Source organism: Vibrio xiamenensis (assembly GCF_900100015.1).
Classification (GTDB): domain Bacteria; phylum Pseudomonadota; class Gammaproteobacteria; order Enterobacterales; family Vibrionaceae; genus Vibrio; species Vibrio xiamenensis.
The window spans coordinates 16,265-42,142 of the sequence record NZ_FNDD01000040.1 but is presented as its reverse complement, the minus strand read 5'-3'; the positions used below and the strand labels follow the sequence as shown (position 1 = coordinate 42,142).

General features: G+C 46.6%; 20 protein-coding genes and 2 pseudogenes. 8 read left to right on the top strand and 14 right to left on the bottom strand.

The genetic code is table 11. The features are described from left to right. Positions 1-259 precede the first annotated feature (259 nt). A complete protein-coding gene (locus BLS03_RS22870) occupies positions 260-3,205 on the bottom strand; it encodes an AAA family ATPase (RefSeq protein WP_093279188.1) in 2,946 nt (981 codons plus the stop codon). 868 nt (positions 3,206-4,073) lie between these two features. Here BLS03_RS22870 and BLS03_RS22860 point away from each other — a divergent pair. Next, a complete protein-coding gene (locus tag BLS03_RS22860) occupies positions 4,074-5,048 on the top strand; it encodes a DHH family phosphoesterase (RefSeq protein WP_093279186.1) in 975 nt (324 codons plus the stop codon). 206 nt (positions 5,049-5,254) lie between these two features. Here BLS03_RS22860 and BLS03_RS22855 read toward each other — a convergent pair whose 3' ends face one another. Then, a complete protein-coding gene (locus BLS03_RS22855) occupies positions 5,255-5,911 on the bottom strand; it encodes an OmpA family protein (protein WP_093279185.1) in 657 nt (218 codons plus the stop codon). Between the two features lie 216 nt (positions 5,912-6,127). Here BLS03_RS22855 and BLS03_RS22850 point away from each other — a divergent pair, with 216 nt between their 5' ends. Further along, on the top strand, positions 6,128-6,754 hold the full coding sequence (locus tag BLS03_RS22850) for a thiol:disulfide interchange protein DsbA/DsbL (RefSeq protein WP_093279184.1): 627 nt from the start codon (positions 6,128-6,130) through the stop codon (positions 6,752-6,754). 23 nt (positions 6,755-6,777) lie between these two features. Next, positions 6,778-7,251 (top strand): BamJ family beta-barrel-assembly machinery protein, encoded by a 474-nt coding sequence (bamJ, locus tag BLS03_RS22845; protein WP_093279183.1) that lies wholly within the window; start codon positions 6,778-6,780, stop codon positions 7,249-7,251. A 74-nt stretch (positions 7,252-7,325) separates the two neighbouring features. Here bamJ and BLS03_RS22840 read toward each other — a convergent pair whose 3' ends face one another. Further along, positions 7,326-7,940 carry a beta-phosphoglucomutase family hydrolase gene (locus BLS03_RS22840; RefSeq protein ID WP_093279194.1) on the bottom strand — a complete coding sequence of 205 codons (615 nt, stop codon included), beginning with the start codon at positions 7,938-7,940 and terminating at the stop codon, positions 7,326-7,328. A gap of 155 nt (positions 7,941-8,095) precedes the next feature. Between BLS03_RS22840 and BLS03_RS22835 the strand changes: the two genes are divergently transcribed. Continuing rightward, complete coding sequence (locus BLS03_RS22835) at positions 8,096-9,865, top strand: methyl-accepting chemotaxis protein (RefSeq protein WP_093279182.1); 1,770 nt, start codon at positions 8,096-8,098, stop codon at positions 9,863-9,865. Positions 9,866-9,914: 49 nt separating this feature from the next. Here BLS03_RS22835 and BLS03_RS22830 read toward each other — a convergent pair whose 3' ends face one another. The 9 genes and pseudogenes from BLS03_RS22830 to BLS03_RS22795 all read right to left on the bottom strand — a co-directional run bounded on the left by BLS03_RS22830 (position 9,915) and on the right by BLS03_RS22795 (position 19,373). Then, entirely contained in the window at positions 9,915-11,204 is a 1,290-nt protein-coding gene (locus BLS03_RS22830; RefSeq protein ID WP_093279181.1) for a BatD family protein, read from the bottom strand. Continuing rightward, the gene (locus BLS03_RS22825; protein WP_093279180.1) at positions 11,204-12,892 is read right to left on the bottom strand and encodes a vWA domain-containing protein; all 1,689 of its coding nucleotides are present in this window, start codon (positions 12,890-12,892) and stop codon (positions 11,204-11,206) included. The genes BLS03_RS22830 and BLS03_RS22825 overlap by 1 nt, the downstream gene beginning before the upstream one ends. After that, positions 12,885-13,934 carry a vWA domain-containing protein gene (locus BLS03_RS22820; RefSeq protein ID WP_093279179.1) on the bottom strand — a complete coding sequence of 350 codons (1,050 nt, stop codon included), beginning with the start codon at positions 13,932-13,934 and terminating at the stop codon, positions 12,885-12,887. Before BLS03_RS22820 ends, BLS03_RS22825 begins: the two co-directional genes overlap by 8 nt. Continuing rightward, on the bottom strand, positions 13,919-14,428 hold the full coding sequence (locus tag BLS03_RS22815) for a DUF4381 domain-containing protein (protein WP_093279178.1): 510 nt from the start codon (positions 14,426-14,428) through the stop codon (positions 13,919-13,921). The genes BLS03_RS22820 and BLS03_RS22815 overlap by 16 nt, the downstream gene beginning before the upstream one ends. Positions 14,429-14,430: 2 nt before the next feature. Beyond that, complete coding sequence (locus BLS03_RS22810; RefSeq protein ID WP_093279177.1) at positions 14,431-15,372, bottom strand: DUF58 domain-containing protein; 942 nt, start codon at positions 15,370-15,372, stop codon at positions 14,431-14,433. A gap of 13 nt (positions 15,373-15,385) precedes the next feature. Beyond that, positions 15,386-15,700, bottom strand: a pseudogene (locus BLS03_RS26250) (AAA family ATPase); the annotation flags it as partial. An 80-nt stretch (positions 15,701-15,780) separates the two neighbouring features. After that, a pseudogene (locus tag BLS03_RS26245) lies at positions 15,781-16,375 on the bottom strand (AAA family ATPase); the annotation flags it as partial. A gap of 39 nt (positions 16,376-16,414) precedes the next feature. Beyond that, on the bottom strand, positions 16,415-17,758 hold the full coding sequence (locus tag BLS03_RS22800) for an anaerobic sulfatase maturase (RefSeq protein WP_093279176.1): 1,344 nt from the start codon (positions 17,756-17,758) through the stop codon (positions 16,415-16,417). A 94-nt stretch (positions 17,759-17,852) separates the two neighbouring features. After that, positions 17,853-19,373, bottom strand: a complete 1,521-nt coding sequence (locus tag BLS03_RS22795; protein ID WP_093279175.1) for an arylsulfatase — start codon at positions 19,371-19,373, stop codon at positions 17,853-17,855. Positions 19,374-19,514: 141 nt separating this feature from the next. Here BLS03_RS22795 and BLS03_RS22790 point away from each other — a divergent pair, with 141 nt between their 5' ends. Continuing rightward, entirely contained in the window at positions 19,515-20,354 is an 840-nt protein-coding gene (locus BLS03_RS22790; protein WP_093279174.1) for a LysR family transcriptional regulator, read from the top strand. Between the two features lie 66 nt (positions 20,355-20,420). On the opposite strand, the gene BLS03_RS22785 is transcribed toward BLS03_RS22790, so the two are convergent. Together BLS03_RS22785 and BLS03_RS22780 are read right to left on the bottom strand one after the other, a co-directional pair. Beyond that, positions 20,421-21,269 carry a DUF5718 family protein gene (locus BLS03_RS22785; protein ID WP_245696781.1) on the bottom strand — a complete coding sequence of 283 codons (849 nt, stop codon included), beginning with the start codon at positions 21,267-21,269 and terminating at the stop codon, positions 20,421-20,423. A gap of 53 nt (positions 21,270-21,322) precedes the next feature. Then, positions 21,323-21,973 carry a TetR/AcrR family transcriptional regulator gene (locus tag BLS03_RS22780; RefSeq protein ID WP_245696780.1) on the bottom strand — a complete coding sequence of 217 codons (651 nt, stop codon included), beginning with the start codon at positions 21,971-21,973 and terminating at the stop codon, positions 21,323-21,325. Positions 21,974-22,236: 263 nt separating this feature from the next. On the opposite strand from BLS03_RS22780, the gene BLS03_RS22775 reads away from it, so the two are divergent. Genes BLS03_RS22775 through BLS03_RS22765 form a run of 3 tightly spaced genes read left to right on the top strand, consistent with a single transcriptional unit; the run spans position 22,237 to position 25,845 of the window. Beyond that, on the top strand, positions 22,237-23,766 hold the full coding sequence (locus BLS03_RS22775) for an ABC transporter ATP-binding protein (protein WP_093279173.1): 1,530 nt from the start codon (positions 22,237-22,239) through the stop codon (positions 23,764-23,766). After that, entirely contained in the window at positions 23,759-24,916 is a 1,158-nt protein-coding gene (locus tag BLS03_RS22770) for an ABC transporter permease (protein WP_093279172.1), read from the top strand. The genes BLS03_RS22775 and BLS03_RS22770 overlap by 8 nt, the downstream gene beginning before the upstream one ends. After that, entirely contained in the window at positions 24,916-25,845 is a 930-nt protein-coding gene (locus BLS03_RS22765; RefSeq protein ID WP_093279171.1) for an ABC transporter permease, read from the top strand. The genes BLS03_RS22770 and BLS03_RS22765 overlap by 1 nt, the downstream gene beginning before the upstream one ends. The last annotated feature ends 33 nt before the right edge of the window (positions 25,846-25,878 follow it).

The window sequence follows — 25,878 nt, the reverse complement described above, 5'->3', positions numbered from 1 at the left end:
TGGCACAAAGAGTAACCAGAAATGCCTTTTGTTCTCTGGTGCTGTCCGGCACGGTTTTACGCGTTCCCGACGCGGAAAACCTAAAAATTCGTCCTGAATTTTTGCCTAATTTATTAGGGCTATTCGCTAACGCGTTTTTGGACAGAAATGAGCTAGAGCAAACAGTCTAGCTCAGGTACTATAGATTAAGAAAAGTAACGCAAATACAAACTAGAAGATCCTTAACTCTAGCTACTTGTCTAGGCTGTTAATTATGTTTTCAGTTAGCGCTTATATCAGGTATCACCATTCTTACCTGATAGTCTCCTTTCTGCCCAGGTATAATTTCTGCTCTAAATTTAAACCCCTCAGACAGTATTTTTCTTGTTGTTTCATCAAATATTGTTTTGTGAAAGAAAGCGTCCTGATCAGAAGAACCAAACTTACAAAACCCATATCCTCTATGAGAAAAGACTTTGGTTATAATGCAATCATCTACAATTCTATCTTCTTTGTTATCAAGAACATAATGGACTCTCTCTATATATATTCCATTATCTCCTCTGGCAATATCACATCTTAAAATATCACCATCATGTACAAATTCAACACCTAAGCTTTTTAACTGCATTAGATTAAAATAGACGCTTTCTTCATAATTTGCCACATTCGCAAAACCACTCTTGTCATTTACATCAAATGCGTCAACCACTGCATCTACACCTCGTAAAATCGTCCCTTTCTTATAGTAATCACCGAAAGTCGATACCAATTCATCTTCTGGAGCTTTTCGACTGCCAAAACCAGATATATTTTTTATCATCAACACTTGATGCTCATACTTTTCTGAATGATTAGGTTCAGATATATACTTTATATCCTCTTTGATTAAGTAGTCTGAAAATATATTCTTAATTCTATTTACTTTTTCAATAAACCTAATATTAGCCTTATAAGTAGACCTAATTTTTTCAGAAGTATCAGAGCAATCGATCGGTGTTGTTAGCGCCATCTGGTAGAAATATACACTGTTTCTAGATGCCAATTGCAGATGGGAACTACCTTTATAAGATATTGTAAATCTTTGATTATTAGACAAGCTACTCATCGATAAATCATATGGCTCAATTAAACCCAATTCGAAAAGCTCTATTAATGTATGCTCTATAGTTGCTTCATGAACACCCATGGTATCGAAATAGCTGATTATTGAAGGAACTGTTAAGTGCTTGTCTTCAATAGACCTATTCCCTTGCTGTGTAGCTTTTAGCAATGATAGAACTCTTAATTTCAATAATGGCGATTGAATATAACCACCAGAAACACAGAATATAGGACATATTTCTGGAGCATCACCTTGCTTATATACGGTGTAATCCCCCAAAATCAATGCTTCTATAAACTTAGTGAAATTGGTGGTAACCATATTTCCAGAAATATAAGATTTTATTAAATCTTCGATCCTTATGATCGGTGAGGTAATAACCCTCTGAGATAGCAAGAGAGTTCTTCGTATATTAAAGTTGGTAAGTTCACCCAGTGTTTTAGATGTATAATCATGATTGACAAATACATCTTCAATTACTTTCGCAAAGCTATTAATATCTGTAATCGATATACCAATACCTTTTTTAGAAAAGTAGAGCTTCTTGTCGTCCTCTGAAGATGGTGAAGACAGCTTTCCATTTATGTAGTTGATTCTCTTTCTAAAAACTTCTTTTGGCGACGGAGTTGGAAGGAAAAAAGACCGAGATTGATGAATGCTAAATATATCAGTTTTAGAAAAAATCCAGGCTGATTTATCCGTAACAGGGAAAAATAGCATACAGTGTTTAATTTCTCTCTTTATCGAATTAGATAATTGGAATATTCTAGTTTTAAATTCTAAAGAAAATTCATCTGTATTATCTATGACGATAATTGGCAGCATATGCCTATTGTTCAAGACATCTTTTAAAATTCTATTTAAATAACCTTCCCTGTCTTTTTCTACTTCATTCTCTAAAAATTCACCAAACTTAATTTTAAATGCCGATTTATCTGTTTCATATAGTTCTTTATCTACCCCTCTAACTCTCCTAAGATATTGACCATGGTATAAGCCTCGTAAGTCATCCCAAGTTGGTATTCCATCAGCATATAATTGAGATTCTAATTGAACAATCAGTCTTTCTATCATCCAATTTACGATTGTCTGCTCATCACCTGATGCATCTAAGCAGTTAACATTTAGAACAATACACTTATCTCTAATCGTTTTCGAAAGAGTTTTACTAAAAAATCGCTCTAAAAATGTCGTTTTACCAGAACCTGTAGGCCCAACAATGAAAATAGATTGTTCTGACTCACCTATATTTTCTGATTCAATGGTATTGGATATTATTCTAGACAGTTCTCCATCCACATTGTTTTTTTCACGAGAGAGGTTTCCTAATACACTGGTGGTTATTTTTTCTAGAGAGTAATCAGCAATACGGCTTTCATGAGACTCCACAAAACATTCTACCATCATGTCATCGTCATCATCTCCTGATAATCTCTCAAAGAAATTCGCAAAAACCTTTTCTAGGTCATAAGCAATATCTGACCTTTTTGTTAGTTTTATTTCTGTATCATCTATAGGAGCTTTTAGGTTATGGCTTATCAATATCCTGTTATGATGAACATCATCAAATATTGAGTTAAATACCCTATTCTCGACATTAGATCTTGATAATAATTCAAAAAATGAGCTAAAATCATTTTTTATTGCTTCAAGCGACGGGAAAACAATACCTTGTTTATTCTTATAATTCTCTCCAGGAATATGTGTTTTAAAAATAACCCATATTAAACCATCAGTTAGAACAGCAAGAGGTAGGCCATTCGGAGAAGCATAACTAAATGCTTGATCAATCCCATCATTACATTTTTTGAGGGCAGAGCCGCTAAGTTTGAGGTATTTTATGGCATCTCTTTTAGCAACTTCTACATCTAGCCTTCCTACTCTCTTCGCTTCAACAACAAATTGAGGGGTATCACATGCACGAAAGATGTAGTCGGAGAACCCATTTTCATGTTTAGTCTCAGCTTTAATATCACTAAATCCCCAGCCTAAACACTCTGTAAAAATTCTATTTATAATTTGAATTTTTGAGTCTTCCTCGCTAGCGATAGAGCCAAGATTATTGATAACTTCAGAATAGATTGTTTCAAACTTTGTTTCAGCTTCATCGATACTAAGCATTTATTACCTTCCACGCTAACCTAGTAATTGTCCCTAACTAACAAGCACATCGTAACATAGAAATGCTATTTTCTTGAAACATAGAAGTTTATACTTCTCTGTAGAGCTAAATAGAGCCATCTTTAGCTTCTTCCAAAAGCTCTATTGGTGTAGATTCGGAAGGGCAGAGGTGATTTGCCTAACAGTCCACTGATCTAATTCTGCAACAAGCCGTTGTAAAATTTTGTTCGGTCGCAAAATTATTCAAAGTAATAGTAATCATCCAACTCCTAAACACATTTCGGGGCAAAATCGTTTTATAGAGTCAGGGTTATTGCCAATATATTAGGCAAAAATTCAGGGATGAATTTTTAGGTTTTCCGCGTCGGGAACGCGTAAAACTGTGCCGGACAGCATCAAAGGACAAAGGGCATTTCTGGTTACTCTTTGTGCCAGCAAAGAGTGACTGGTGCGCGTTCGCAGAATATAAAGAGATCGATTGGCGTTTGGCGCATCATACAAAACAGCTAACTCATTACGCATCTACAAAGCAAACGAGTCAAACCACCAACGGTATCCAAAAGCGTTTAGCTTCTTTTCACCAACAAAATGAACTAGTACGCGTTCGCAGAACATAAAGAAATCGAAAAAGTATTAGCGCATCATACAAACTCACCTCACCAAAACTGACCGCCAATGAACGGTAGAATTTTATAATGAGAAGTCTATCAACATTATTACTGTAAAGCTTGATTAGGCATTGCGAAATTGTCTGCAAGGTTATTTAATTCATCTTTAAATTTAACTACTTAAATTTGTTTCATACATACCAAATACATATACAATTATCGCTCGCAGAGTTGGCTAGCTAGCGGAGAGGCAACCGAAAATGTCATTAGAAAAGTTTGACCGATTATTAGCAAGTTTAACAGGCTGCTCTCGAATCATCGTTCAGGCTCATGATTTCCCAGATCATGATGCGATAGGATCAGCATTTGCTTTAGCTTACCTGCTCAAGAAACAAGGATTCGCACCTTTTATTACTTATCAAGGCTTTATCGACAGAGTCTCTTTACGCAATTTAATCGATTGGCTCGATATTCCCATTACTAAATCTCATCTCCTTGGCCTTAAACCAAGCGACAAAATCATTGTCGTTGATGGCTGTATTGGTGAGAAGAATGTTACCGATCTTCCTGGGATTGAAGTGGGTGTCATCGACCATCACCAAGTGAAAGCGCCGAGTTTTGTCGCCTATCAAGACATTCGCCCACACTATGGCTCTACCGCAACCATTATGGTCGAGTATTTCAATCACTTTGACCTGCCTATTCCAAAGCGAGTCGCCGCCGCGCTGCTCGTCGGCTTAAGTTTCGATACCGCAAACTTCACACGAGCCGTTAGCCCAGCAGACATTAAAGCGCTCCTCCAATTGCAACTCAGCGCCGACATGGACATGGTTAACCGTATCTGTCGGAATCAGATTGAATATCAAGAGCTTAAATTGTTTGACTCAATGTTAAGTAACATGAGGAAAGAAAAAAATTGCGCATTTGCCAGTTTACCTGAAGGGTGTCCGAAGAACATGCTAGGTGTATTGGGGGATTTCCTGTTGTCAGTCGATGAGCTGGATATTGTCATTCTCAGTGCGAGAAACAGAGAAAAAACCTTTATCTCCCTTCGCTCTGAATGTAAGCAAAATAACGTAGCAGACATTGTAAGACGAGTGCTTAATAACTCCGGCGTGGGGTTCGGCGGTGGTCATCCTCATATGGCTGGCGGCGTGATCAATGAAACTTTCCAATTGGCGAGTGAATCAAGCTACATTTATGAGCTGTTTAGGTCAGAGTTAGCGCTAAGCTAATATCGCGCGGTATGAAAACCCAGAAAACATTACGCACACTGAACAGCTTACTCACACTCACTTTTGGCAAGCTGTAGCTGAGCTATCGAAATAACGAGGTTTGGTTAAGCTAACGTAGCGTTGAGAGTAACAACCCTAAACAATACCAACATACAAAAAGGCCAGCTCCCGCTGGCCTCCCCTAATCCGTCATATAAAAAACCAACCTAATTAGACACGATAAACATCACTTCTACGCGGCGGTTGCATGCTTTACCCATGCGAGTTTGATTGCTGCATTCTGGCACGTATTCGCCAAAGCCGCGAGTGTAGATAGAATCGCGCATTACCGAGCTGCTCATTAAGGTATTTTTCACTGCATCGGCGCGCATTTCAGATAGCTTGTCATTATAAGTCGGCGTCCCCGTGTTGTCGGTGTGGCCGTTGATCACGATATCAATGCCCGGCTGGTTAGCAATGTAGTGACCCACTTGTTCAAGCCAGCGTTTTGATTCCGGAGAAACACGCGCCGAGCCAGTGTTGAACTTGATCATATCTTTGACTTTCACCATCACATGATTACCCGGTAGCACTTCGTAATCGATGCCGTTGTTCATCAAAAAGCTTTCCAGCGAGTCGTAATTTTCTGTTTTCATTGGCGAAGTCATACGCTTGGTGCTGCTGATTTTCGCCGTCATCGGCGTTAAACCGCGAACCGCCACTTTTTGCGGCGTTTGAGCATAGCCCCACTCTGGATGCATCAAAGCGTATTCATCTTTTGGCGCAACGTGCAAAAGATTGCGCTCACCGAGCAATTTCATTTCTGGCGGCAGGCTGACACAGCCCGACAGCAGTAACATCAAAGGAAACACTAGCGACTTCATTGGCTCACCGTAAACATTTTTATATGACAGTTACTGTATCGGACAAGCCGCGTATTTCTTTAGCTTGCCGCGCTCACAAAATTGTATTTTGCTGTTCAACATCAATGTCGATATCAATCGAGTTGAGAATTCACCGAATATTTGCAGTTCGCCTGCTTTTTCCTTTGCGTTTCAACCGCTAGAATGCGGGCTCTTTTAAACATACAGAACATCATAATGAAAAATATCGTCTCCCGTTGGCTACTCTCTTTTTGTGCTTGTGCATTGATTTTCGGTTGTAGCGACGACTTTACGCCTAAAGAAGGCGAACAATTTACAACTCTGCCGGCGAACCTTGCCACCTATCGTATCGCACCAGTTGCAGAAATCTTCTCTCTTACCTGCAGCCATTGCCGCAAAATGGAATCGGTTTTACCTGAGCTAGAAATGGCGCTGCAACAAGAAGTCGGCAAAGTACATGTCACCTTTAATGAAGGTGCAAAAGCGGCAGCGATGGTATACTACAGCGCAATGATGCAACTCGGTCAAAAACCCGATGCAAAATTGATGGACGCACTGTTTGCCGCGATTCAAGATAACGTCGCTTTGACGCCAGAACAGCAACAAGCCGCGATTGAAAAAGTGTTTACGGACAACAATTTAATATCGCCATCTGCCTTTGACCAAAAGCAGAGACAAGATTTGGGTCGCCGTTTAAAAATCGCTCAAGCGATCACTGAACAAGGTCAGATTCAAGCGGTACCAACCTTTATCGTTGCGGGTCGTTACCAGGTTTTGACCTCTGGGCACGATGATATTAAAGAGCTAGCAGAAACCATTAACTACTTGTTACACAAACATTAATCAACATTCAACGGATAGGAACCATGTCGAAAATTATTCTCCCGATAGTCATTTTAGTCCTTGCGGGCTTTTTCATTTACCGCACTTGGAGCACAGGTAAAGCCGCAGATGAAAACTTTGCAAAAGGCCAAGCCTTCTTAGCGGAAAACGGAGAGAAAGACGGCGTGGTCACTCTGCCTAGCGGTTTGCAGTATCAAGTGCTTGAAAAAGGCACTGGCACAGTTCATCCAAGCCTAAAAGATCGCGTTAAAGTTCACTACCACGGTACGTTGATCGACGGTACGGTGTTTGATAGCTCGGTTGAACGTAAAGAGCCGATTGTCTTTGGTGTCAATCAAGTGATCAAAGGCTGGCAAGAAGGCCTGACTCACATGGTTGAGGGCGACAAATTCCGCCTGTTCATTCCAAGTAATCTGGCTTACGGTAAAAAAGGCACGGGCCCTATTCCACCCGCTGCAACGCTGATTTTTGATGTTGAGTTAATAGAAATCCAATAACTCGCTATACCAAAAAGAGCCGCATTCGCGGCTCTTTTCTATTCCTTCAAATCCAACCAAACCCGTGAGCGGTCTTATTGCTCGCTCACGGGTTGGCATGGATGAAAACTCAAGTTATCGCCATCGACTAACACGCAATCCATCCCTGCGGCGTGAGCAGCTTGCATTCCCAAATGCGTATCTTCAAATACCAAACATTGCGTCGCTGGAACGTGAATTTGCTCTGCAGCGAGCAAGAACGTATCCGGATTTGGCTTGTGATTTTCCACATCATTGGCCGTCACCACTGCATCCAGCTTTTTCAAAATGCCGTTGTTTTTAAGCAGCATGATGGCACTTACACGCTGACTGCCTGTGCCTACCGCGATAGGCTTTTTGCCCACATAACGATTGAGCACTTGGTTCGTCGATTCAATCAGTTCACCGGTATCTTCCAGCTCAGCGAAGGTTTGCATCTTAAATTGCGCCACTTGTTCGGCATCTAAATTCAAACCATGTAACTGATTAAGCTCTTCGATAATTTTACGACTTGGCATACCACCACGGCTATGTAGCCAAGCTTTATCGTATGGAAAACTATATTTTTCAGCAGCTTGCTGCCAAGAGGCTAGATGAGCTGGCATGGTGTCGATCAGAGTGCCGTCCATATCAAATATCAACCCGGCGTAATTGTCATAATTTAGTAACATAAGCTTCATACTATCCAATCTAAAGTTTAATCTTCTGCGTTAGCGGCGCTTAAACATGTGTCAGTCTGTTCTGATAAGGTTGCTTAACTCAAGCTATCTAACTAGGCTGAATTTATACTGACAAATACATTAACAGTTTATTTATGGGTGAGTTTATGAATATTAGGAGCAAACTCTATTCATTGGGCGCTGTCTCCGTGCTGGGCCTAGCTGGATTTTTTCTTGCCACCAACCACTTTGCCAACACCACGGCAAAACTAAACCAAGCCAACCTTGTGGTAGCAAAACTCGAAATTCGCCTTTTAAATCTTCGCCGTAACGAAAAAGATTTTCTACTTCGTAAAGATACTAAGTATCTCAACACCTTTAACGACAATACCAAGTTGTTTTTGGATTTGGAATCGCAACTTAATAGTCTGCTTAAAGATCAAGCACTGCTTTCCACAAATAAGCTCCACAGCGACCTGCTCGCCTACCAAAAAAGTTTTCAAGCTTTGGTATCCGGTTATACCCAGCACGGCTTAAGCAATGACGATAAACTAGCAGGCGACTACAAAAAGGCGCTGCGCGCGCTTGAAGAGTCTGACAGCAGTAACGCAGAAACCTTAGTCGCACTCGATAAGTTTGACGATGCACTTGAGCTTGGCAGCTACAAGCCCGAATTATTAAGTGGGCTGAATGCTCAGACGCTATTAAGTCGCGCTAAAGCCTTAATCGATAAAAAAGTCGAAATCGGTTTGGAATATAACCAAGGTCTACTTGGCAATACGCGCGAACTTTCCCATCGCGTTGAGCAGCAATTCGATGACTTCGCTAAAGTGCTTGATGAACACGTGCAAACGACCCAGCACCAGCTGAGTTTGATTAAAAACAGCGTATTGGCACTGATTTTGGTCGTGATTTTAGGCTTTATTTACCAAATTTCCCGCTCGATCAACGGCCAAATTTCTGGCCTGCTCAGCATCATTCAACAAATCGCTGACACCAATAACATCAGCAAACGCGCTATGCTCAAAGGCAAAGATGAGCTCACCGCGGTTGCGCAATATTTCAATAACTTACTCGATAAATTTGAGCATTTGATTGGCACTACGCAAGCAAAATCCAATGATTTGACCACCAGCACCGCTAGTATGCATAGCGAGTTGCAACAAGTGATTGAGCAGTTCCATGTTCAGGCGGATCACACCTCGACTATGGCAACCTCAGTGCAAGAAATGGTGTACACCATTGGCGAGATTTCCGAAAGTACCTCAGTTGCGGTGGATGGCGTTCACCAAGCATCACATAACGCCAAACAAGGTCGCAGCGTGGTCGAAACCACATTGACCAATATTGACCAACTGTCGACCATTTTGGGCGAGAGCCAACACTCGATCACCTCACTTAACGAACATGTCGATAAAATTGGCAACGCCGTCAACATCATCCAAGGCATTGCCGAGCAAACTAACTTACTCGCGCTTAATGCGGCCATTGAAGCGGCTCGCGCCGGCGAACAAGGTCGCGGCTTTGCAGTGGTTGCCGATGAAGTGCGCGCCCTCGCCAGCCGTACTCATCAATCGACCGAAGATATCACCAAAGTGGTCACTGCGATTCAAAAACAGATGGAAACGGTGGTTTCAGATATTGCGCAGTGCACCGAGCAAGGTCAACAAACCCTCGAAGCCTCGCATCAGTTGGACTCGAGCTTACAACAGATCATCGAAGATATGTCGAGTATTCAAGCCAACTCTGAGCGTATTGCCTCGGCGATTGAAGAGCAAGGCGTGGTGATGAATCAAGTCAGCGACTCGATTACCGAACTCAACACCATCTCAACCGACAACATGCATTCGGCGCAGCAAGTACTGAGCGAAGTTGACCGCGTATCAGAACAAGCGAAACAAATGGACGATACCGTCGCCGAATTTAAAACCGATTAAGTTAGGCTAATATTGCCAATCGCACTCACAAATAGGATAAAACGGCGCTTTAGGCGCCGTTTTTAGGTTCACGTTTGGAAAACGCTTGCTGTTCACTGATGCCAAGCTTTTGCTCGATCCCCAGTGGCTGTTGCCAGCTTCCCCATGACGATTTACGCGCGGTAATTTGCTTCCACAATGCCAAAAACGCGTTGGGTTTACCATCCTCAGGCAATATCAATTCACCATCACATACATTGTGTATTTGATAATCACGCAGCGTCGTCTCTCCAGTTAAACGGCGCATTTTTTGGTAAAGCATAACGCGCGCTTTACCCCACTGCTGCGCTTTCAGCGCGCGGCGAAACTGAACACCCAATGGCAAAGGTCGATGGCGATAATAGCGTTTGATTGCCAGCAACGCGGCGATAGCGATAGCAAGTACCGCCGCAAGCGCAATTAGCCATGGCGCATAGGCGCGCAGCCAAGATGTCAACGTGTGTTTAACCGCAAAGGTCTGACCGCTCAGCGTAATATGTTCTAGCGTTTGTGTCTTAGTGTTCCACCAAGTCAACTTAAGGTCGGGCAAGGTTACATCACCACCACGCTGCAGCACATAGGTCACTTGCTCAACACGCTTAGACAAATAGTCACCGCGATTTTGACTGTCACTGAGCACTGGCGGTGCAGTGTAACTTTGGTAGCGGTCTTGATGTTCGGTGCGGGTTAGCAGGGTCGGAATTAAAATCGACAACGAATCTTGCGCTTCAACCGTCACTGTGCGCGTCACGCTGTCGCCAACATGCAGCGCTTCGCTAGAGGTTTGAAAATCTTGCTCTGCGCTGACGCTTGGCGCGGCGAGCCAAGTATTGGCGCTGCCTTGGCTATCAGTAGCGTCTGTGCTCGGCAGCGCGCCACTAGGCAACTGAGCACGAAAACTCACCGGCGCCGTGTATATTGTTTTCTCTGCATTACTGCCGTTTGCGAGTGACACTTTAACCTTAACGGCGATAGGTGGAATATCAAAGGTACCGGTGGCTTGCGGATAAAGGTTGATTTCCCAGCGCTGATGCGACCAAGTCTGCCCGGATTTGTTTTGCGTGGAATTGGTCGCCAATGTCGAGCGCTGCTTGGCAATCAGGTTGGGCACATCAACATGGCTAAGCTGAGTACCGCCAGTAAACCAGCGCGTAGTCGCAACATCGACATACAGCATAACCTGCTGATTAACGCTGTAGACTTTATTTGGGTCTTGCTCATCGCCAATCCAGGCGCGCACCACGACTTGATCGCTCTGTGCCAAGCAAGGCGCGGCCAGGCCACCAAGCATCAGCACAACCACTAGCATACAGCGCAACATTATTGGGCCTCCGAATGAACTTGCTCTTGATCGAGTAGTTGAAGTTGAAACTTAGCCTGCAAAAATTGTTTTGGATTGGCTTCAACCCGCTTCAGCCATTTGTCGGCTAGCGCCTTATCACCAAGAATCTGTTCGGCGCTTAGCTGCTGTTTTTGCATATTTTCTTGGCTGGTTTGCTCCTCGGCACCATCACCGGTTTGCGGTTGATTTTCATCCAACTCGATGGAGGTTTCTTGCTCAAGCCCACCTTGCTGATCAAGACTTTGCTGATTGACTTCATCAATTAAGCCTTGAAGCACGTTAAGGTTATGAGTCACATCAGCGCTAAGCTTGGCGCTCAAATTAGGATGATCAGCCAAATCTTGCAGCACATTACGCGCAGCAACGTATTCGCGCTGACGCGCTAGAGCGTTGGCCGCATAATATAATCCCGTCGGCGTACCATCTTGTAAAAACGCCGCATGGGCGAGTTTAAATTCGCTGGCATAGTAATAAGCAATGCCGCGGCGCAGCGAATCTTGATAATGCTGTCCGGCCTGCAGATACTGTTTTTGATTAAACAGCCGCTGACCTTGTTGATCGGGCGTGAACCATAAGTCCATCCACCACTGTTTGAGCTTGTCGGTGGTTGAAATCGTCGCCACTTGTTCAACCGCTTCGCTTTGCGCACTCGCACGCACTGGCTCGGCCAGAACTTGCAAAGGCGCGGCGCCTGCCAACACACATGCGACCAAACACCACTGCACCAACCAACCTTTACGAAACCACAGCAACATAATGAAAGCGATGGGCAGCAGCAGATAATAACCGCCATCTTCCCATGGCATGGCGGATTCGCCGCTAAGCTGCATATGGCGTTCAATCGCACGATTTATGGCTTTGACATCGCTGTCGTCCACCGAGACTTGCAGCACATGACCATTTGTCTCGCTGCCGAGTTGATTTAATGAAGCCATATCCAAAGGTTGGGCTGCGCTGCGCTCCACATTACCCAGCGCATAAATCACCAGCTGATAATCGTGCTCCGCAAAATAGTCGTGATAAGCAGCGATGCTGTTCGGCGGCATGCCATCGGTTAGCAGCAAAATACTGGCGCCAGATTGGCTCTCAATCAGCGGTTCAAGAAGTGGTAACACCTGCTCTGGACGTTTGCCTTTAACCGGCATCACATCTGGATCAATCGCGCTAAGAAACGGCAGATACACTTGCTTGTCTTTGGTCAGTGGCATGGCAACATGGGCGCTGCCCGCATACACCACCAAGGCAGTGCGTCCACCATCGCGAAGATTGACTAAATCGGTAATCTTTTGTTTGGCGCGCTCTAAGCGACTTGGCGCTAAGTCGGTTTGCAGCATCGACTCACTGGTATCCAGCACGATCACCAGTGGCGCTTTATCTTCGCCAAACGGTGATGCTTCGCGCTGCCAACTGGGCCCTGCGCAAACCAGCACGCCCAAACTGATGATGATCGTCAGCAGTTTTAACGGCAGTAATTTACTCCAGCCTTGTTCACCGACCGTTAACGCTTTGCGCAGATGGTCCGGAAGATTTTGCGCCAGTTGCAACTTGGTCTCTTGCTGCCAACGCAAATAGAAAATCACCGCCAGTGGAATAAATGCCAAGAGCCACCAAGGACGTAAAAAATGAAATTGGCTGAAAAACAGCTGCCACGCGCCACTATCAAACACCCTGCTCTCCTTGTTGCTTTGCCTCACGCTCAAGCGGCGAGCGCGTTTTGGTGAAGGTCGCCAGCGCAAAAGCCAGCAAATGCAGCGCCACCACAAACATTATCAAGTAATGGTGCAGCGAGATTTTGCGTCGATAATTGGTGCTCTGATAAAGTTTGGGCTCAAGCTGGTTAATGGCATCATAAGCCGCAACCAGCTCATCACGATTAAGCGCGGAAAACGCCTGTCCGCCCGATTGTTTCGCCACTTGGTTAATGGTGTTCATATCAAGGGCTTGCTCACCCACAGTCTGCGGGTTGCCCATCGCAATCATGTGAATGCGCACGCCTTTGGCTTTGGCAACTTTAGCGGCATCGAGCGGCTCAACAAAGCTGCCGTTATCGTTACCATCGGTGAGTACAATCGCCACTTTTTGTTTCGGCGCGCTGTCGGTTTGGCTAAGACGTGATTCGCGGTCAAACACTTTAATCGCAAGACCTATCGCATCGCCAAGATGGGTACTTTGCCCCGCCATCGCCACATCGGTTTGATTGAGCAAAGTGAGCCACGCACTGCGGTCAGCGGTAAACGGCGTTTGTACAAACGCCGCATCGCCAAACAAAATCAGCCCGAGCCTATCGCCATCGCGATGCTGTGCAAAATCGGCCAGCACTTGTTTGACCGCAGCGAGCCTAGTGATTTTTTTTCCATCAACGCCGACAAAGTCCGGCTCGGCCATTGAGCCGGATAAATCGACCACGACCATCACATCGCGGCCAAATTCTTCGCGCACTTGCGGCGGCCCAAGTACTTGTGGTTTTGCCAACGCTACAACGATGCATGCCCAGGCGATAAAACGGATCGAGGTTTGCCAACCGCGCGCATGCAACTGGTGCGCGCCTTTACTTGGCTGTTGGTTGAGCGCTTTAGCAAGGGTTTGAAAAAAGGGCACTTTCAGCGCAGGCTGAATGGTTTGATAAGCCGGAGCCAGCCAATACACCAATAGCGGCACTGGCAACAACAAAAGCCACCAAGGATGCGCAAGTTCTAGTTCTTGAAACATACGCGCTCCTTTGGGTTGTGGTGATAACGCAGCCAGTGCTTGGCGCGGACAATCAGCGCTTTGGTTTCATCTTGACTGAGCGGATTTTTCGGATTGACCAAGCTTTCAAGCCACGCTTTGCCCAGCGCATCATCATGATCAAAGGTCGCGCCCCGCTCATAGCGATTGAGCGTCTGCAAAAATGCTGCGCCATACTGTTTGCCGTTTGCCGCATCGAGATACGTCAGCACCATTTTGTGCAGTTGGTAAACCTTATCGGCGCATTTGGGGTCATCGATACGAATTTTTTGCAGCGCAGCCAAAGCTTCTCGGCGGTAACGGTTGTGCCACCAGCGGCGCAGATAATGGAGTAAAACCAATAAAAGCGTAGCGCCAATCAGGGCAAACAGTATGTGCCAACCCAGTGTCTGCGGCCACCAATCCACGGCGTTAGGTGGCGGCACTTCGTGCAAATTACGCAGCGTATAACTGCTTGGAGTGAGATGTTTGACCATCACTAAGCCCCTCCGATGGCGCGGCGAAACGCGCTTAAGTGATCGCCAGAGGTATTAAGCTCGACATAGGGTAAGCGCTTAACAATCATCAACTCACGCAGCCAAGCGCGCTTTTGTTCAAGCTGAGTTTGGAGCTCTTGATTGGCACGTTCAAAGTCAGGCGCGCTGGATAAATTCAGTTGATATTCACCATCGCCAAGCACCCAACTGTGCTGATTTTTGGGTAAGTTCGACTCAAGTGGGTCGGTCACCATCACACTCAGCACATCGTTGTGCTGCTGAAGATGTTTGAGATGGTCAAAAGTCTGCGCATCGGCATCAAGCCAATCGCTTAAAATCACAATCGTTGAGGCGCGAAGGCGCATGCGCGCTAGATGCTGAACTAGGTTGGTCAAACTTTGGTGCGCCGCGCTTTGACTGCTCACATTAAGGCGTTGATTGGCTTGACTAAGCTGCTTGAGATAACTGAGCAGCGCGTTTTGCGAACGGGTCGGTTTTAGCCACTGAAGCGATTGATCTTCCATCACTAACAGGCCGATGCGATCACCCTCTTTGAGCACTTGCCACGCCGATAGCGCCGCAACTTCAGCCGCCACCACCGACTTCATCATCTCAACGGAGGAGAAAAACATGTTACTTCGCTGATCCACGCACACCACGATGTTGCGGTCTTTCTCTTCGGTATAGCAGCGCACATGCGGCTTGCCGGTGCGCATGGTCACTTTCCAGTCTAAAGTGCGAATATCATCGCCGGTTTGATAATGGCGCAGCTCTTCAAAGTTAAGCCCGCGCCCACGCAGCATTGATTGGTGGCGACCAGAAAACGCGTTCTTGGCTTTTAAACTCGGTAAAAACGAAAACTGGCCAGCATAGGCTTGCAGCCTTACCAAACTGGCATATTGAGCATAAATACGGGGGTCGCTTATTAACGCTTTGTCAGCCATACGCGTTCCTTCGCTAACCGACATTCACAAAATCAAGCAGCTCATTGACCACATCGCGACGCGTCACGCCATCCGCCAGCGCGTCATAAGACAGGGTTAATCGGTGACCAATTACCAGTGGCAACATGGCGCGCACATCATCGGGTTCAACATGGTCGCGACCATCAATCCAAGCATTAGCACGAGCACATTTATCCAGCGCAATCGAGGCGCGCGGACTGGCGCCAACTTCAAGCCAGCGGCTCAGTTTCGACTCTGGATAACGAATCGGGTCACGCGTTGCCATCACTAAACCGACGATGTAGCGCTCAACCAAATCCGAAACATGCACTGCGCTAATGTCGCGCCGCGCGGTCAAAATGTGCTTAGCGTCGATGACGACTTTTTCACTGTGCCCGGCTTCCACTTGGCTTGGCGTTTCTTCACTGCGCACCAGGCGAATGATATCGAGTTCGGCATCATCTTGCGGATAATCCACATCCACTTTGACCATAAAGCGGTCCATTTGCGCTTCCGGTAATGGATACGTGCCTTCTTGCTCTACCGGGTTTTGGGTCGCGAGAACCATAAATAGCTCCGGTAAGGTGTGAGTATGATCGCCTACCGTAATCGTGCCCTCGCCCATCGCTTCAAGTAGCGCAGCTTGCACCTTGGCTGGGGCGCGGTTAACTTCATCCGCCAAGACAATGTTGTTAAATACAGGTCCGGGTTGAAAATGCAGCTGCGGTTTACCATCGAGGTCTTGATACACTTCGGTGCCGGTGACATCAGAAGGCAGCAAATCCGGCGTAAACTGAATACGGCCAAATTCGACATTCAGCACTTTTGCCAAGGTTTTTACCGAGCGAGTTTTGGCGGTGCCCGGCAAACCTTCAAGTAGCACATGACCGTTCGTCAAAAGACCTATCACTAACGCGCGCACCACATGGCTTTGACCAATTACCGATTGTTCGACTTGGCTAATCAACTGGGCAATCGCGTTTTGCGCTTCATTCTTCAGCATGTTTTTTTCCATGACCATCCTTCATTTATCGCAGCAAAGTTAACGTGGAATTTGAAGTTCTTGACTAGAGCTTGCCTCTTGGCGCTTTAGTAGTACTGACAATCCAGTCAGCATTGGCAGCGCGTAATCAAAGAACGCTTTGATGCCCGGACACAAATAGTTGAGCCCTTCTTCGCCATCAGGGGTCTTGATTAAGCGGTTTTTCGGGCATTCGCCCCAGCACAAATTGAGGTAAGGACACTCTTGGCAATACTTTGGCAGCGAGTCGTGTTTGCCCATCCCAAAGGCTTGCTGGCGAATCGAAAACGCCATCTCATTAAGCGGTTTGTCTTTGACATTGGCGAGTTTGTATTCGGGATACACGTAGTGGTCGCAGCTAAATACGTCGCCATTGTGTTCAATTGCCAAGCCTTTGCCACAAAACTCAGCGGTAATGCACAGCTGAGCCGGTTTGCCCATCACTTGCGCCACCGCAGTTTCAAACAAATTGACCAGCACGCGGCCAAGATCGTTATTCACCCACTCTTCGAACACCGCTTTAAGGAACTCACCCCAATCGTCGGCGTCCACAGACCAATCGGTGACCACCGACATCGGATGACCGGGTTTCGCCAGTTCGCTGCCGACCACAGGAATCATGCTTTCATGCCAGAACTGCGGCGCTGTGGTTTTAAAATCGTTGGCTTCAACACAGGGATTGAATTGAATGTAAGTAACACCAAGCTCTTGAGTTAAAAAACGATACAGCTCCAATGGCTGTTTAACGTTATGGCGATTAACCACCACCAAAGCATTAAACGGCACTTGGTAGTGTTTGAGTTTCTCAACCGCGCGCATCACTAAGTGAAAGGTTGGCTTGCCGCTACGAGTGACGCGATAACGATCGTGCATCTCGGCTGGGCCATCAATCGACAAGCCGACCAAAAAGTGGTTCTCGGCTAGAAATTGACACCATTCGTCATTGAGCAGAATGCCGTTGGTTTGCAGATCGTTTTCGATTCGCACCCCATCTGGCTGATATTTCTTTTGCAGTTCAACAACTTTTCGATAGTAATCGATGCCAAGTAAGGTTGGCTCACCACCTTGCCAAGAGAAGACGATCTCATCGCCATCTTGACTCTCAATATAACTCTTGATGAACGCCTCAAGGGTTTCATCGTCCATTTGTGGCTGCTTAGGTTGGTGCAGCAGATCTTCCTTGTGCAAATAAAAGCAATATTGACAGTCGATATTACATTTTGCGCCACCAGGCTTCGCCATCACATGGAAACGACGTTCATAACTTGGCGTGTCACCCACGTCTTTGTAGGCGGTTTTAAGCGGCACCAAGTCAAGCCGAGTGGAGTGACGCATGGCATTTGGACGCTGGTTTTGTTGAGTCATTAATACTCCATATCTGGCAGAAAAGGCGCTCTATCAAAGAGCGCCATTTTTTAGCGTTTCATTGCAGTGACTCACTCACTACGTGAAAACAAGATTACATTTTTGGTACAAATGAACCGGCTTCCATACGCGGTGGGAACTCTTTAAAGGTTGCCATGATTTCCGCCACTTTCGCCGATGCTGGCGCCATTAGATAAGAACGCTCATATTGCCAGCGGTCATAACCCATACCCGTATCGCCACGTTCAAATGGGTCGATACTTAGGTCATAGATCATTGGAACACGAAGCTTAGTTAGCGGTTTACGCCAGATATCCAAACCTGTTTCGTTTTCTTGGATCATGAAGTGGTATTTGTAGTTGTTGTAACGCAGCGCCATTAAGTCGCCATCATCAGACCAGTAAACAAATTCGTGACGTGGTGACTCTTTAGCTTGGCCTGTGATGTAAGGTAGTTGGTTGTAACCGTCTAGGTGAACTTTGTAGTTTTTACCGTTGACCGTTTTACCTTTCAACAAGTCTTCTTTGGCTGTGGTGTTACCCGCTGCAGCAAGAAGCGTTGGCATCATATCTTCAAGTGACGCGATACCGTTTAGTGTGGTACCAGGTTGGATATGACCAGGCCATTTGATGAGCGCAGGAACGCGGAAACCACCTTCCCAACCGGTGTTTTTCTCACTACGGAATGGGGTCATACCCGCATCTGGCCACAAGTTGATCATTGGGCCGTTATCAGTGGTGTAGATGATGATGGTGTTATCGTCCACGCCCAATTCTTTAATTTTCGCCAGTAGCTGACCAATTTGGTCATCATGCTGTCTCAAACCGTCTGCGTAGAAACCCGCGCCCGTTTTGCCAGCGTAATCATCAGGAACATGCGTGAAGTTGTGCATGCGTGTAGTGTTAAACCAAGTAAAGAACGGTTTATCAGCCTTCACTTGCTTCTCGATGAAGGTCTCTGCAGCATCAAGGAATTCACCATCAACGGTTTCCATACGTTTGCGAGTCAGAGGACCAGTATCTTCAATCTTGCCATCAGCATATGAGTGAATCGCCCCGCGAGGACCGAATTTTTTCTTAAATTCAGGATCTTTCGGGTAGTCTACGTTTTCTGGCTCTTCTTCTGCGTTCAAGTGGTACAAGTTACCAAAGAACTCATCAAAGCCGTGTGCCGTTGGCAAGTGCTCGTCACGGTCGCCCAAGTGGTTTTTACCAAATTGTCCGGTCGCGTAACCCAGCTCTTTAAGCATGGTCGCGATGGTTGGATCTTCTGCACTAATGCCTTCTGGTGCACCAGGCAAACCCACTTTTGACAGGCCAGTACGTTTTGGCATTTGACCAGTAATAAACGCGCTACGACCCGCCGTTGAACTTTGCTGCGCGTAGAAGTTAGTAAACTTGGCACCTTCAGCGGCAATGCTGTCGATGTTTGGCGTGTTGTAAGCCATCATGCCTTGGTTATAGGTACTCAGGTTCCAGTAGCCTACATCATCACCAAAGATAACTAAGATGTTCGGTTTGTCCGCCGCGTGAGCACCAATTGATGCTGCACCCATCGCTAACGCACACGCATTTAGAGCAAATTTTGCTGCGCGATTTGATTTGTTATTACTCATAACCACCCCATTCAATTTCCATGATTTTTGGGCATTTATTCCCAAAAACCCCGTAACTGTTATAAGATAGGCAGCGTTCTGTAAGGGATAAATAGAGCCAAAGTTTGTTGTTGTATAAATTGAATTTATGAGAGAAGTTCTATGGACTTGAATTTGGTGTCCACATTCCTAATCGTTGCAGAGTACCAATCCTATACCAAAGCCGCACAGCATATGGGTTTGACCCAACCAGCAGTAAGTTCAGCGATTAAACGTTTAGAGGAGGTTATCGGTAAGTCATTGTTCGTTAAGAAGGGACGCGGCATTGAACTAACTCCGCATGCATTCCAACTTATGGGACAATTTAGGCACGGCATTGAGTCAATTGAGAACGCCATCCACAATATTGAGCGCTTTCACATTGCCTGTTCGGAGCCGCTTTTGCATATAATTCAACCCATTGACCAAGTCAGCTTTCAAGAATCACCACCAGACAAAAGCGGTTTATTTGAAGAATTACGCCAGCAACGTATCGATCTGGCGATCGATACGATTTTAGTCAAAGACGCATCATTTGTGATTGAAGAAGTGTTTCGCGAACCCGCCGTGGTGATCTGTCGTCAAGATCACCCTAGAATTCAAGGCACCTTGACTAAGACGCAGTTTTATAAAGAGAAGCACTGTTTATTTATTGGTCGTTGGAACAATCTAACCGGTGTCGAACAGATCGCTCGAGAGCCGATTAACGAACGCAAAGTGGATTTGGTGACCGCATCCAACGCCAGTATGGCGCTGCACATCAGCAAGCGCGATTCTATCGCTATCGTATCAAGCAGTTTTGCTCACCAATGGGCATCAGCACTCAGGTTGCAAGTTATTGATTGTCCGTTAAAACTCGACCCAATCCCCTACTATTTCATTTACCACCGTCGCTCGTTAAATAACCCCAAGCACACACAACTTCGCCGCACCATTAAAGCGCAGTTAGAGGTAAAAACCTGACCAAACACGATCAAAAAAGTGGCGAAAATGCACTTTTCGCCACTTTTAAACAGTATTTTGTTCTATTTAAGATTGAGCTACACAGCGCTGTAGCAACACCAAAGCATCACGCTCGAGACTAGAGAAATCTTCGTTATTGATCCGCGTTTGTATGGTCTCAAAGTCCAATTGCTGCTGGTCGTAAAGGACAGCGCAAAGTTTATCGCCCGGCATTAATTGATGCTGCTCACCTTGCTCTGTGTAGCGTGACGCACCAAGCGAGATCAGAATCTGCTGCGGATGACCCGCCTGGATAAGTTGCGCGGTAATCGAGTGCAACGCCCCATGGTCTTGCTGCTGATTGATCGTCTCGATAAGCCAATCGAGCACGCGCTGATAAAAGTAGCTGTAATCGGCAATTGAGGCATCTTGACAGCACAAATACCAGTTATCATCACGGCAATGAAAACTGCAAAAACGGTAGGTACTTAAGCCACTTTCCTCATCAAAGCCGCTTAATGGCAAACTTTTTAGTCCGATCCCTTTACTGGCCTCGCCCCAATTTTTCTTCTCAGCTAATTTTTCAACTTCGGCATTTCGATAGGTCGCATCGTTAAACAGCCGCATTGAGCGCGGCGTAATACCTGTAACGATACCATTCTGATACTCAACATCCGCCACCACCGCGACTTCGGCTTCCATTTGCACTTTGGCGCCTTTTTTAGTTGGGATGGTCAAAATATCGCTGGAATAGGGATTAACGGTTAAATAATCCTCTTGGCCGTTAGGCACATAAAAAGCGAACAGCGCTTGGGGTTTTTCGTCATCAACAGCATGAGAAAGCCCTTTTGCTTCACCGGTTTGAGTTAAATGTCCGGCGAAATTACCGGCAATCCCGATACCAAACAGTGGCGCGTCTGCAACTGTGTTCGTCAATGTCTCTCTCCTTGAGATGAAGTTGTGTGAGGTTAGATGTTTAGGTGGCTCAATCAAGCGCTTTGCGGTTCAATTCCTAAGCCACGTAGCACCATATCAACCATAAATTCTTGGGCTTGCTCGAATTCGGCATCACTCATCGGCTTGCCTTTGATAAGCTGAATTTCGGTATCGAAATCGGCGTAAAATTGAGTCGCCCCCCAAATAAGAAACAGCAAGTGCAGCGGGTCGATCGGACGAATCAGCCCCTGCTCTATCCAAGCATGAATCACCGAGGCTTTGCCCGTGGTCCAATGCACGACCGGATTTTGAATCGCATCGCGAATGATCGGTGCGCCTTGAATGATTTCTTGAGCAAAAATTTTCGATTCTTGCGGGTGAGTGCGGCTGTAGCGCATCTTGCCAACAATGTAGTTACGCAGCACCTTTTCAGGGGCTAGATTGGCCGCCTGCTCAGAAAATCCGTCATTCCACATCTGTAAAATGTCTTCTAGTAGCGCTTTGTATAAACCCGATTTTGATTTGAAGTAATACAGAATATTCGACTTGGGCAGATTCACGCGATCCGCGATGGCTTGTACAGAAGTGCCTTTATAGCCATTTTTGACAAATTCATCCGCTGCCGCTTGCAAAATCGCAGCCTCATTACGGCGACGAATTTCTCCTCCCGGTGTCGGTGAATTGTGAGCAAGTGCGATATCCAAGTGAACTCCTTGTCGGTTGAGTTTTGCCATCGAAAACGATTCGAACCACATATTTGCTTAGTAGTAATCCTCAGTTGCAATGCGCTTGTCAAGTGCATCCTTATGCACCAAAAGTGAACATTTGCACCAGATTAAAACATCGGCATTTTCTCCATCGGCCGCGAACTCAGATGGTGATTGAAGTTGAACATCTGGTCAAGTTTTTGCATCAGTGAAGCAAAACAACAACAATGAATCAAAAACAAGAAAGGAATCTGCTCAACATGGACAAACCACTGCTCGAACTGTGGAACATCAGTAAGTTCTTCCCAGGCGTCGTGGCCAATGACAAAGTGAATTTGCATATTCATGCTGGAGAAATTCTTGCGCTGCTCGGCGAAAATGGCGCAGGAAAATCGACGCTGGTCAAAATGATTTACGGCGTCAACCAGCCTAGCGAAGGGGCGATTTTATGGAATGACCGCGAGGTCGAAATCGCCTCTCCCAACCAAGCCCGTGCGATTGGCATCGGCATGGTATTTCAGCACTTTTCGGTGTTTGAAACCCTCACAGTGCAAGAAAATATCGAACTGGGCCTCGACAAAGAGTGCTTAGATTCGATTGACGATCTGCGCCAAACTATCGTTGAAAAAAGTAAGCAATACGGCCTGCACGTTGACCCAGAACGTTATGTGCACAGCCTGAGTATCGGTGAGCGCCAGCGTTTGGAAATTTTGCGCTGCCTGATCCAAGACGTAAAACTGCTGATTTTAGACGAACCAACATCAGTCCTCGCGCCGCAAGAAATCGAAGGCTTATTCACTATTTTGAATCAACTGGCCGAAGAAGGCTGCGCGATTTTATTTATCAGCCACAAGCTCAAGGAAGTCACCCGTTTATGTCATCGAGCAATGATCCTGCGCGGCGGTAAAGTCAGCGGCCAGTGCGACCCGAAACAGGAAACGCCAACCTCGATTGCTCGCATGATGGTTGGCGAAGATACGGTGTTATCCCAGCAGTATCCGAAAGCGTCCGGCGATGAAGTAATCATGCAGACCAAAGACTTAACCTTAGCGCCTTCGCATCCATTTGGCTGCGGACTCAAGCATGTTTACATGAATTTAAACGGCGGCGAAATTTTTGGCTTGGCAGGCGTTGCAGGCAATGGTCAGGAAGACCTGTTGGCCGCGCTGAGCGGTGAAGATACCAGAGCCAAAGCCGAATCGATTCAATGGCTTGGACAAAAAATTGGTCGTCTTGACGCGGGTAAACGCCGCGACTTGGGGCTTGCTTATGTGCCCGCCAACCGTTTAGGCCAAGGCGCGGTGCCCGATATGAGCCTTGAAGACAACACGCTACTGACTCATGGTAAACAGCTGACTTCAAAAGGCTTTATCCAATTTTCCAAACTCAAATCATTGGCGAAACGTCTTATCAGTGATCACGATGTCAAATGCCGTAACGAACAGTCAGAGGCAAAAAGTCTCTCTGGCGGTAATTTACAGAAATTCATTATGGGCCGCGAAACCGAGCATCAACCTAAGCTTTTGATCTGTGCCCACCCAACTTGGGGCGTGGATATCGGCGCCGCCAGTGCGATTCACCGCCAATTGATTGCCTTGCGCGATTCTGGCTCAGCGGTGTTGGTGGTTTCTGAAGACATCGACGAGCTGATGATGATCTGCGATCAAATTGCGGTAATTTATGAAGGCCATGTCTCGCCAGCGGTGAGAACCAAAGAGATGACCATTGAGCGCATCGGCCACTGGATTACCGGCGGCTTCCTAAACACTAAGGAGGTTGCCAATGCTTAGTATTCAGCCTCGTTTAGAAAACTCCAAACTGATGGCTTGGCTGTCGCCATTTATCGCTGTGGCGCTGACGTTGGCCGTTTCTAGCCTGCTATTTACATGGCTCGGCGTTGACCCAGTCAAAGCATTTAATGTGTTCGTGATTCAGCCCTTTGCCGACAGCTACAACTTTGGCGAACTGCTGGTGAAATCGACGCCATTGATGCTGTGCGCGATTGGTCTTGCGTTGTGTTATCGCGCCAATATCTGGAATATCGGGGCCGAAGGCCAACTTTTGGTTGGCGCGGTTGCCAGCAGCGCAGTCGCGATTCACGCGAGTGAATCCTCAAGTGGTTGGTGGCTGGTATTGGCGCTTTGCGCAGGTATGGTCGCAGGCATGTTGTGGTCAAGCATTCCGACTTGGCTTAACCGCCGCTTTCACACCAACATCATCTTGACCACCATTATGCTCAACTACATCGGCTTTTACGTCTTGATGTGGGGCGTACACGGCCCGCTTGCCGATCCGCAAGGGTTTGGCTTTCCCGAGTCAGTGATGTTTGTTGACCCTGTGCTACTGCCGACACTTTCCGATTCCGGACGCGCTTCGATTTCGATCGTCATCGCCGTGGTGGTTGCCCTGCTCTCTGGCGTTATGCTGTATAAAACTCTGCCCGGCTTTAAGCTTCGCGTGCTCGGTTCTGAAAGCGCAGCGGCGAAATACGCTGGCTTTTCAGAAAACCGTATCGTGTGGGGCGTGATGCTGTTTGCCGGCGCTTTAGCAGGCTTTGCAGGCGCGGCAGAAGTGACCGGTCCGATTGGTCAGTTAGTGCCGTCGGTCTCACCGGGTTATGGTTACGCAGCGATCATCGTCGCCTATCTAGGACGCCTTAACCCAATTGGCGTTATCGTTTCGTCGCTATTTATGGGCGCCCTCTACATGGGGAGCGATTTGGCGCAAATCGACCTTAATTTACCAACCGCAGTGACCGGTTTGTTCCAAGGCACCTTATTGTTCTTCTTGCTGGCGTGCGACTTTTTGATCGGTTATCGAATTGTGCCTCATCGCAACATAGCCAAAGCTGCCGCGCAAACTCGCGACGCGAACAACAGCGCATCTGAGCCTCAATCTAAGCACAACCCTACACTGAGCAACGAAGAAGGAGCTGCATAATGGATGCTGTATTTATTCAATCATTGTGCATCGCTGCACTGAAAACCGGAACGCCGCTACTGCTGATCGCACTTGGCGAGTTGATTTGTGAAAAATCCGGCGTTCTTAACCTTGGCCAAGAAGGCATGATGTTAATGGGCGCGATGGCAGGATTTGCTGGCGCGCTGTACACCGGCAACCTCGCAGCAGGCTTGATTGTTGCCATGCTGGCTGGCATGGCGATGGCGCTGCTGTTTGGGGTGCTGACCTTAACCTTAAACACCAACCAAGTGGCAACCGGTTTGGCATTGACTATTTTTGGTACGGGTCTGAGCGCCTTTTTGGGCGGCGGTTTGGTCGGCTCAACCATCGAAGGTTTCAAAGCCATTCCAATTCCATTGCTGAGCGATATTCCGTTTATCGGCCCGCTGCTGTTTAACCAAGACATCATGGTGTACATGAGCTTTGTGATTGTGGCGCTGGCTTGGTGGGTGCTGCACAAAACTCGTGCAGGTTTGGTGATTCGCGCGGTTGGTGAAAGCCCACATTCAGCAAATGCACTGGGCATTAAGGTGATTGGCGTTCGTTACGCGGTCACACTTTTCGGCGGTGCAATGGCTGGCCTCGCTGGCGCGTATATGTCACTTGCTTATACCCCGATGTGGATGGAAAACATGACCGCAGGTCGCGGCTGGATCGCCCTAGCGCTTGTGGTCTTTGCCTCATGGCGAATCGGCTACCTGATGCTGGGCGCCTACTTGTTTGGCTTCACTTCGATCATGCATTTGATGATGCAAGGTCTGGGCGTAGATATCTCATCCAATCTATTAGCGATGATTCCCTACCTCGCCACTATTTTGGTGATGGTCGCGCTAAGCTCAAACGAAATTCGCCAAAAACTGGCAACACCGATGAGCCTTGGCAAACCGTTTGATCCTAAGCGTCATTAATCATGCGCTCACGCTGTTGATAAGCCCTTTATT

Coding starts and splice junctions, on each gene's coding strand:
- BLS03_RS22775 (WP_093279173.1), top strand. CDS start 22,237: ATGGACAAACCACTGCTCGAACTGTGGAACATCAGTAAGTTCTTCCCA.
- BLS03_RS22765 (WP_093279171.1), top strand. CDS start 24,916: ATGGATGCTGTATTTATTCAATCATTGTGCATCGCTGCACTGAAAACC.
- BLS03_RS22855 (WP_093279185.1), bottom strand. CDS start 5,911: ATGAAGTCGCTAGTGTTTCCTTTGATGTTACTGCTGTCGGGCTGTGTC.
- BLS03_RS22795 (WP_093279175.1), bottom strand. CDS start 19,373: ATGAGTAATAACAAATCAAATCGCGCAGCAAAATTTGCTCTAAATGCG.
- BLS03_RS22790 (WP_093279174.1), top strand. CDS start 19,515: ATGGACTTGAATTTGGTGTCCACATTCCTAATCGTTGCAGAGTACCAA.
- BLS03_RS22800 (WP_093279176.1), bottom strand. CDS start 17,758: ATGACTCAACAAAACCAGCGTCCAAATGCCATGCGTCACTCCACTCGG.
- BLS03_RS22770 (WP_093279172.1), top strand. CDS start 23,759: ATGCTTAGTATTCAGCCTCGTTTAGAAAACTCCAAACTGATGGCTTGG.
- BLS03_RS22820 (WP_093279179.1), bottom strand. CDS start 13,934: ATGTTTCAAGAACTAGAACTTGCGCATCCTTGGTGGCTTTTGTTGTTG.
- BLS03_RS22840 (WP_093279194.1), bottom strand. CDS start 7,940: ATGTTACTAAATTATGACAATTACGCCGGGTTGATATTTGATATGGAC.
- BLS03_RS22870 (WP_093279188.1), bottom strand. CDS start 3,205: ATGCTTAGTATCGATGAAGCTGAAACAAAGTTTGAAACAATCTATTCT.
- BLS03_RS22815 (WP_093279178.1), bottom strand. CDS start 14,428: ATGGTCAAACATCTCACTCCAAGCAGTTATACGCTGCGTAATTTGCAC.
- BLS03_RS22835 (WP_093279182.1), top strand. CDS start 8,096: ATGAATATTAGGAGCAAACTCTATTCATTGGGCGCTGTCTCCGTGCTG.
- BLS03_RS22860 (WP_093279186.1), top strand. CDS start 4,074: ATGTCATTAGAAAAGTTTGACCGATTATTAGCAAGTTTAACAGGCTGC.
- BLS03_RS22830 (WP_093279181.1), bottom strand. CDS start 11,204: ATGTTGCGCTGTATGCTAGTGGTTGTGCTGATGCTTGGTGGCCTGGCC.
- BLS03_RS22850 (WP_093279184.1), top strand. CDS start 6,128: ATGAAAAATATCGTCTCCCGTTGGCTACTCTCTTTTTGTGCTTGTGCA.
- bamJ (WP_093279183.1), top strand. CDS start 6,778: ATGTCGAAAATTATTCTCCCGATAGTCATTTTAGTCCTTGCGGGCTTT.
- BLS03_RS22810 (WP_093279177.1), bottom strand. CDS start 15,372: ATGGCTGACAAAGCGTTAATAAGCGACCCCCGTATTTATGCTCAATAT.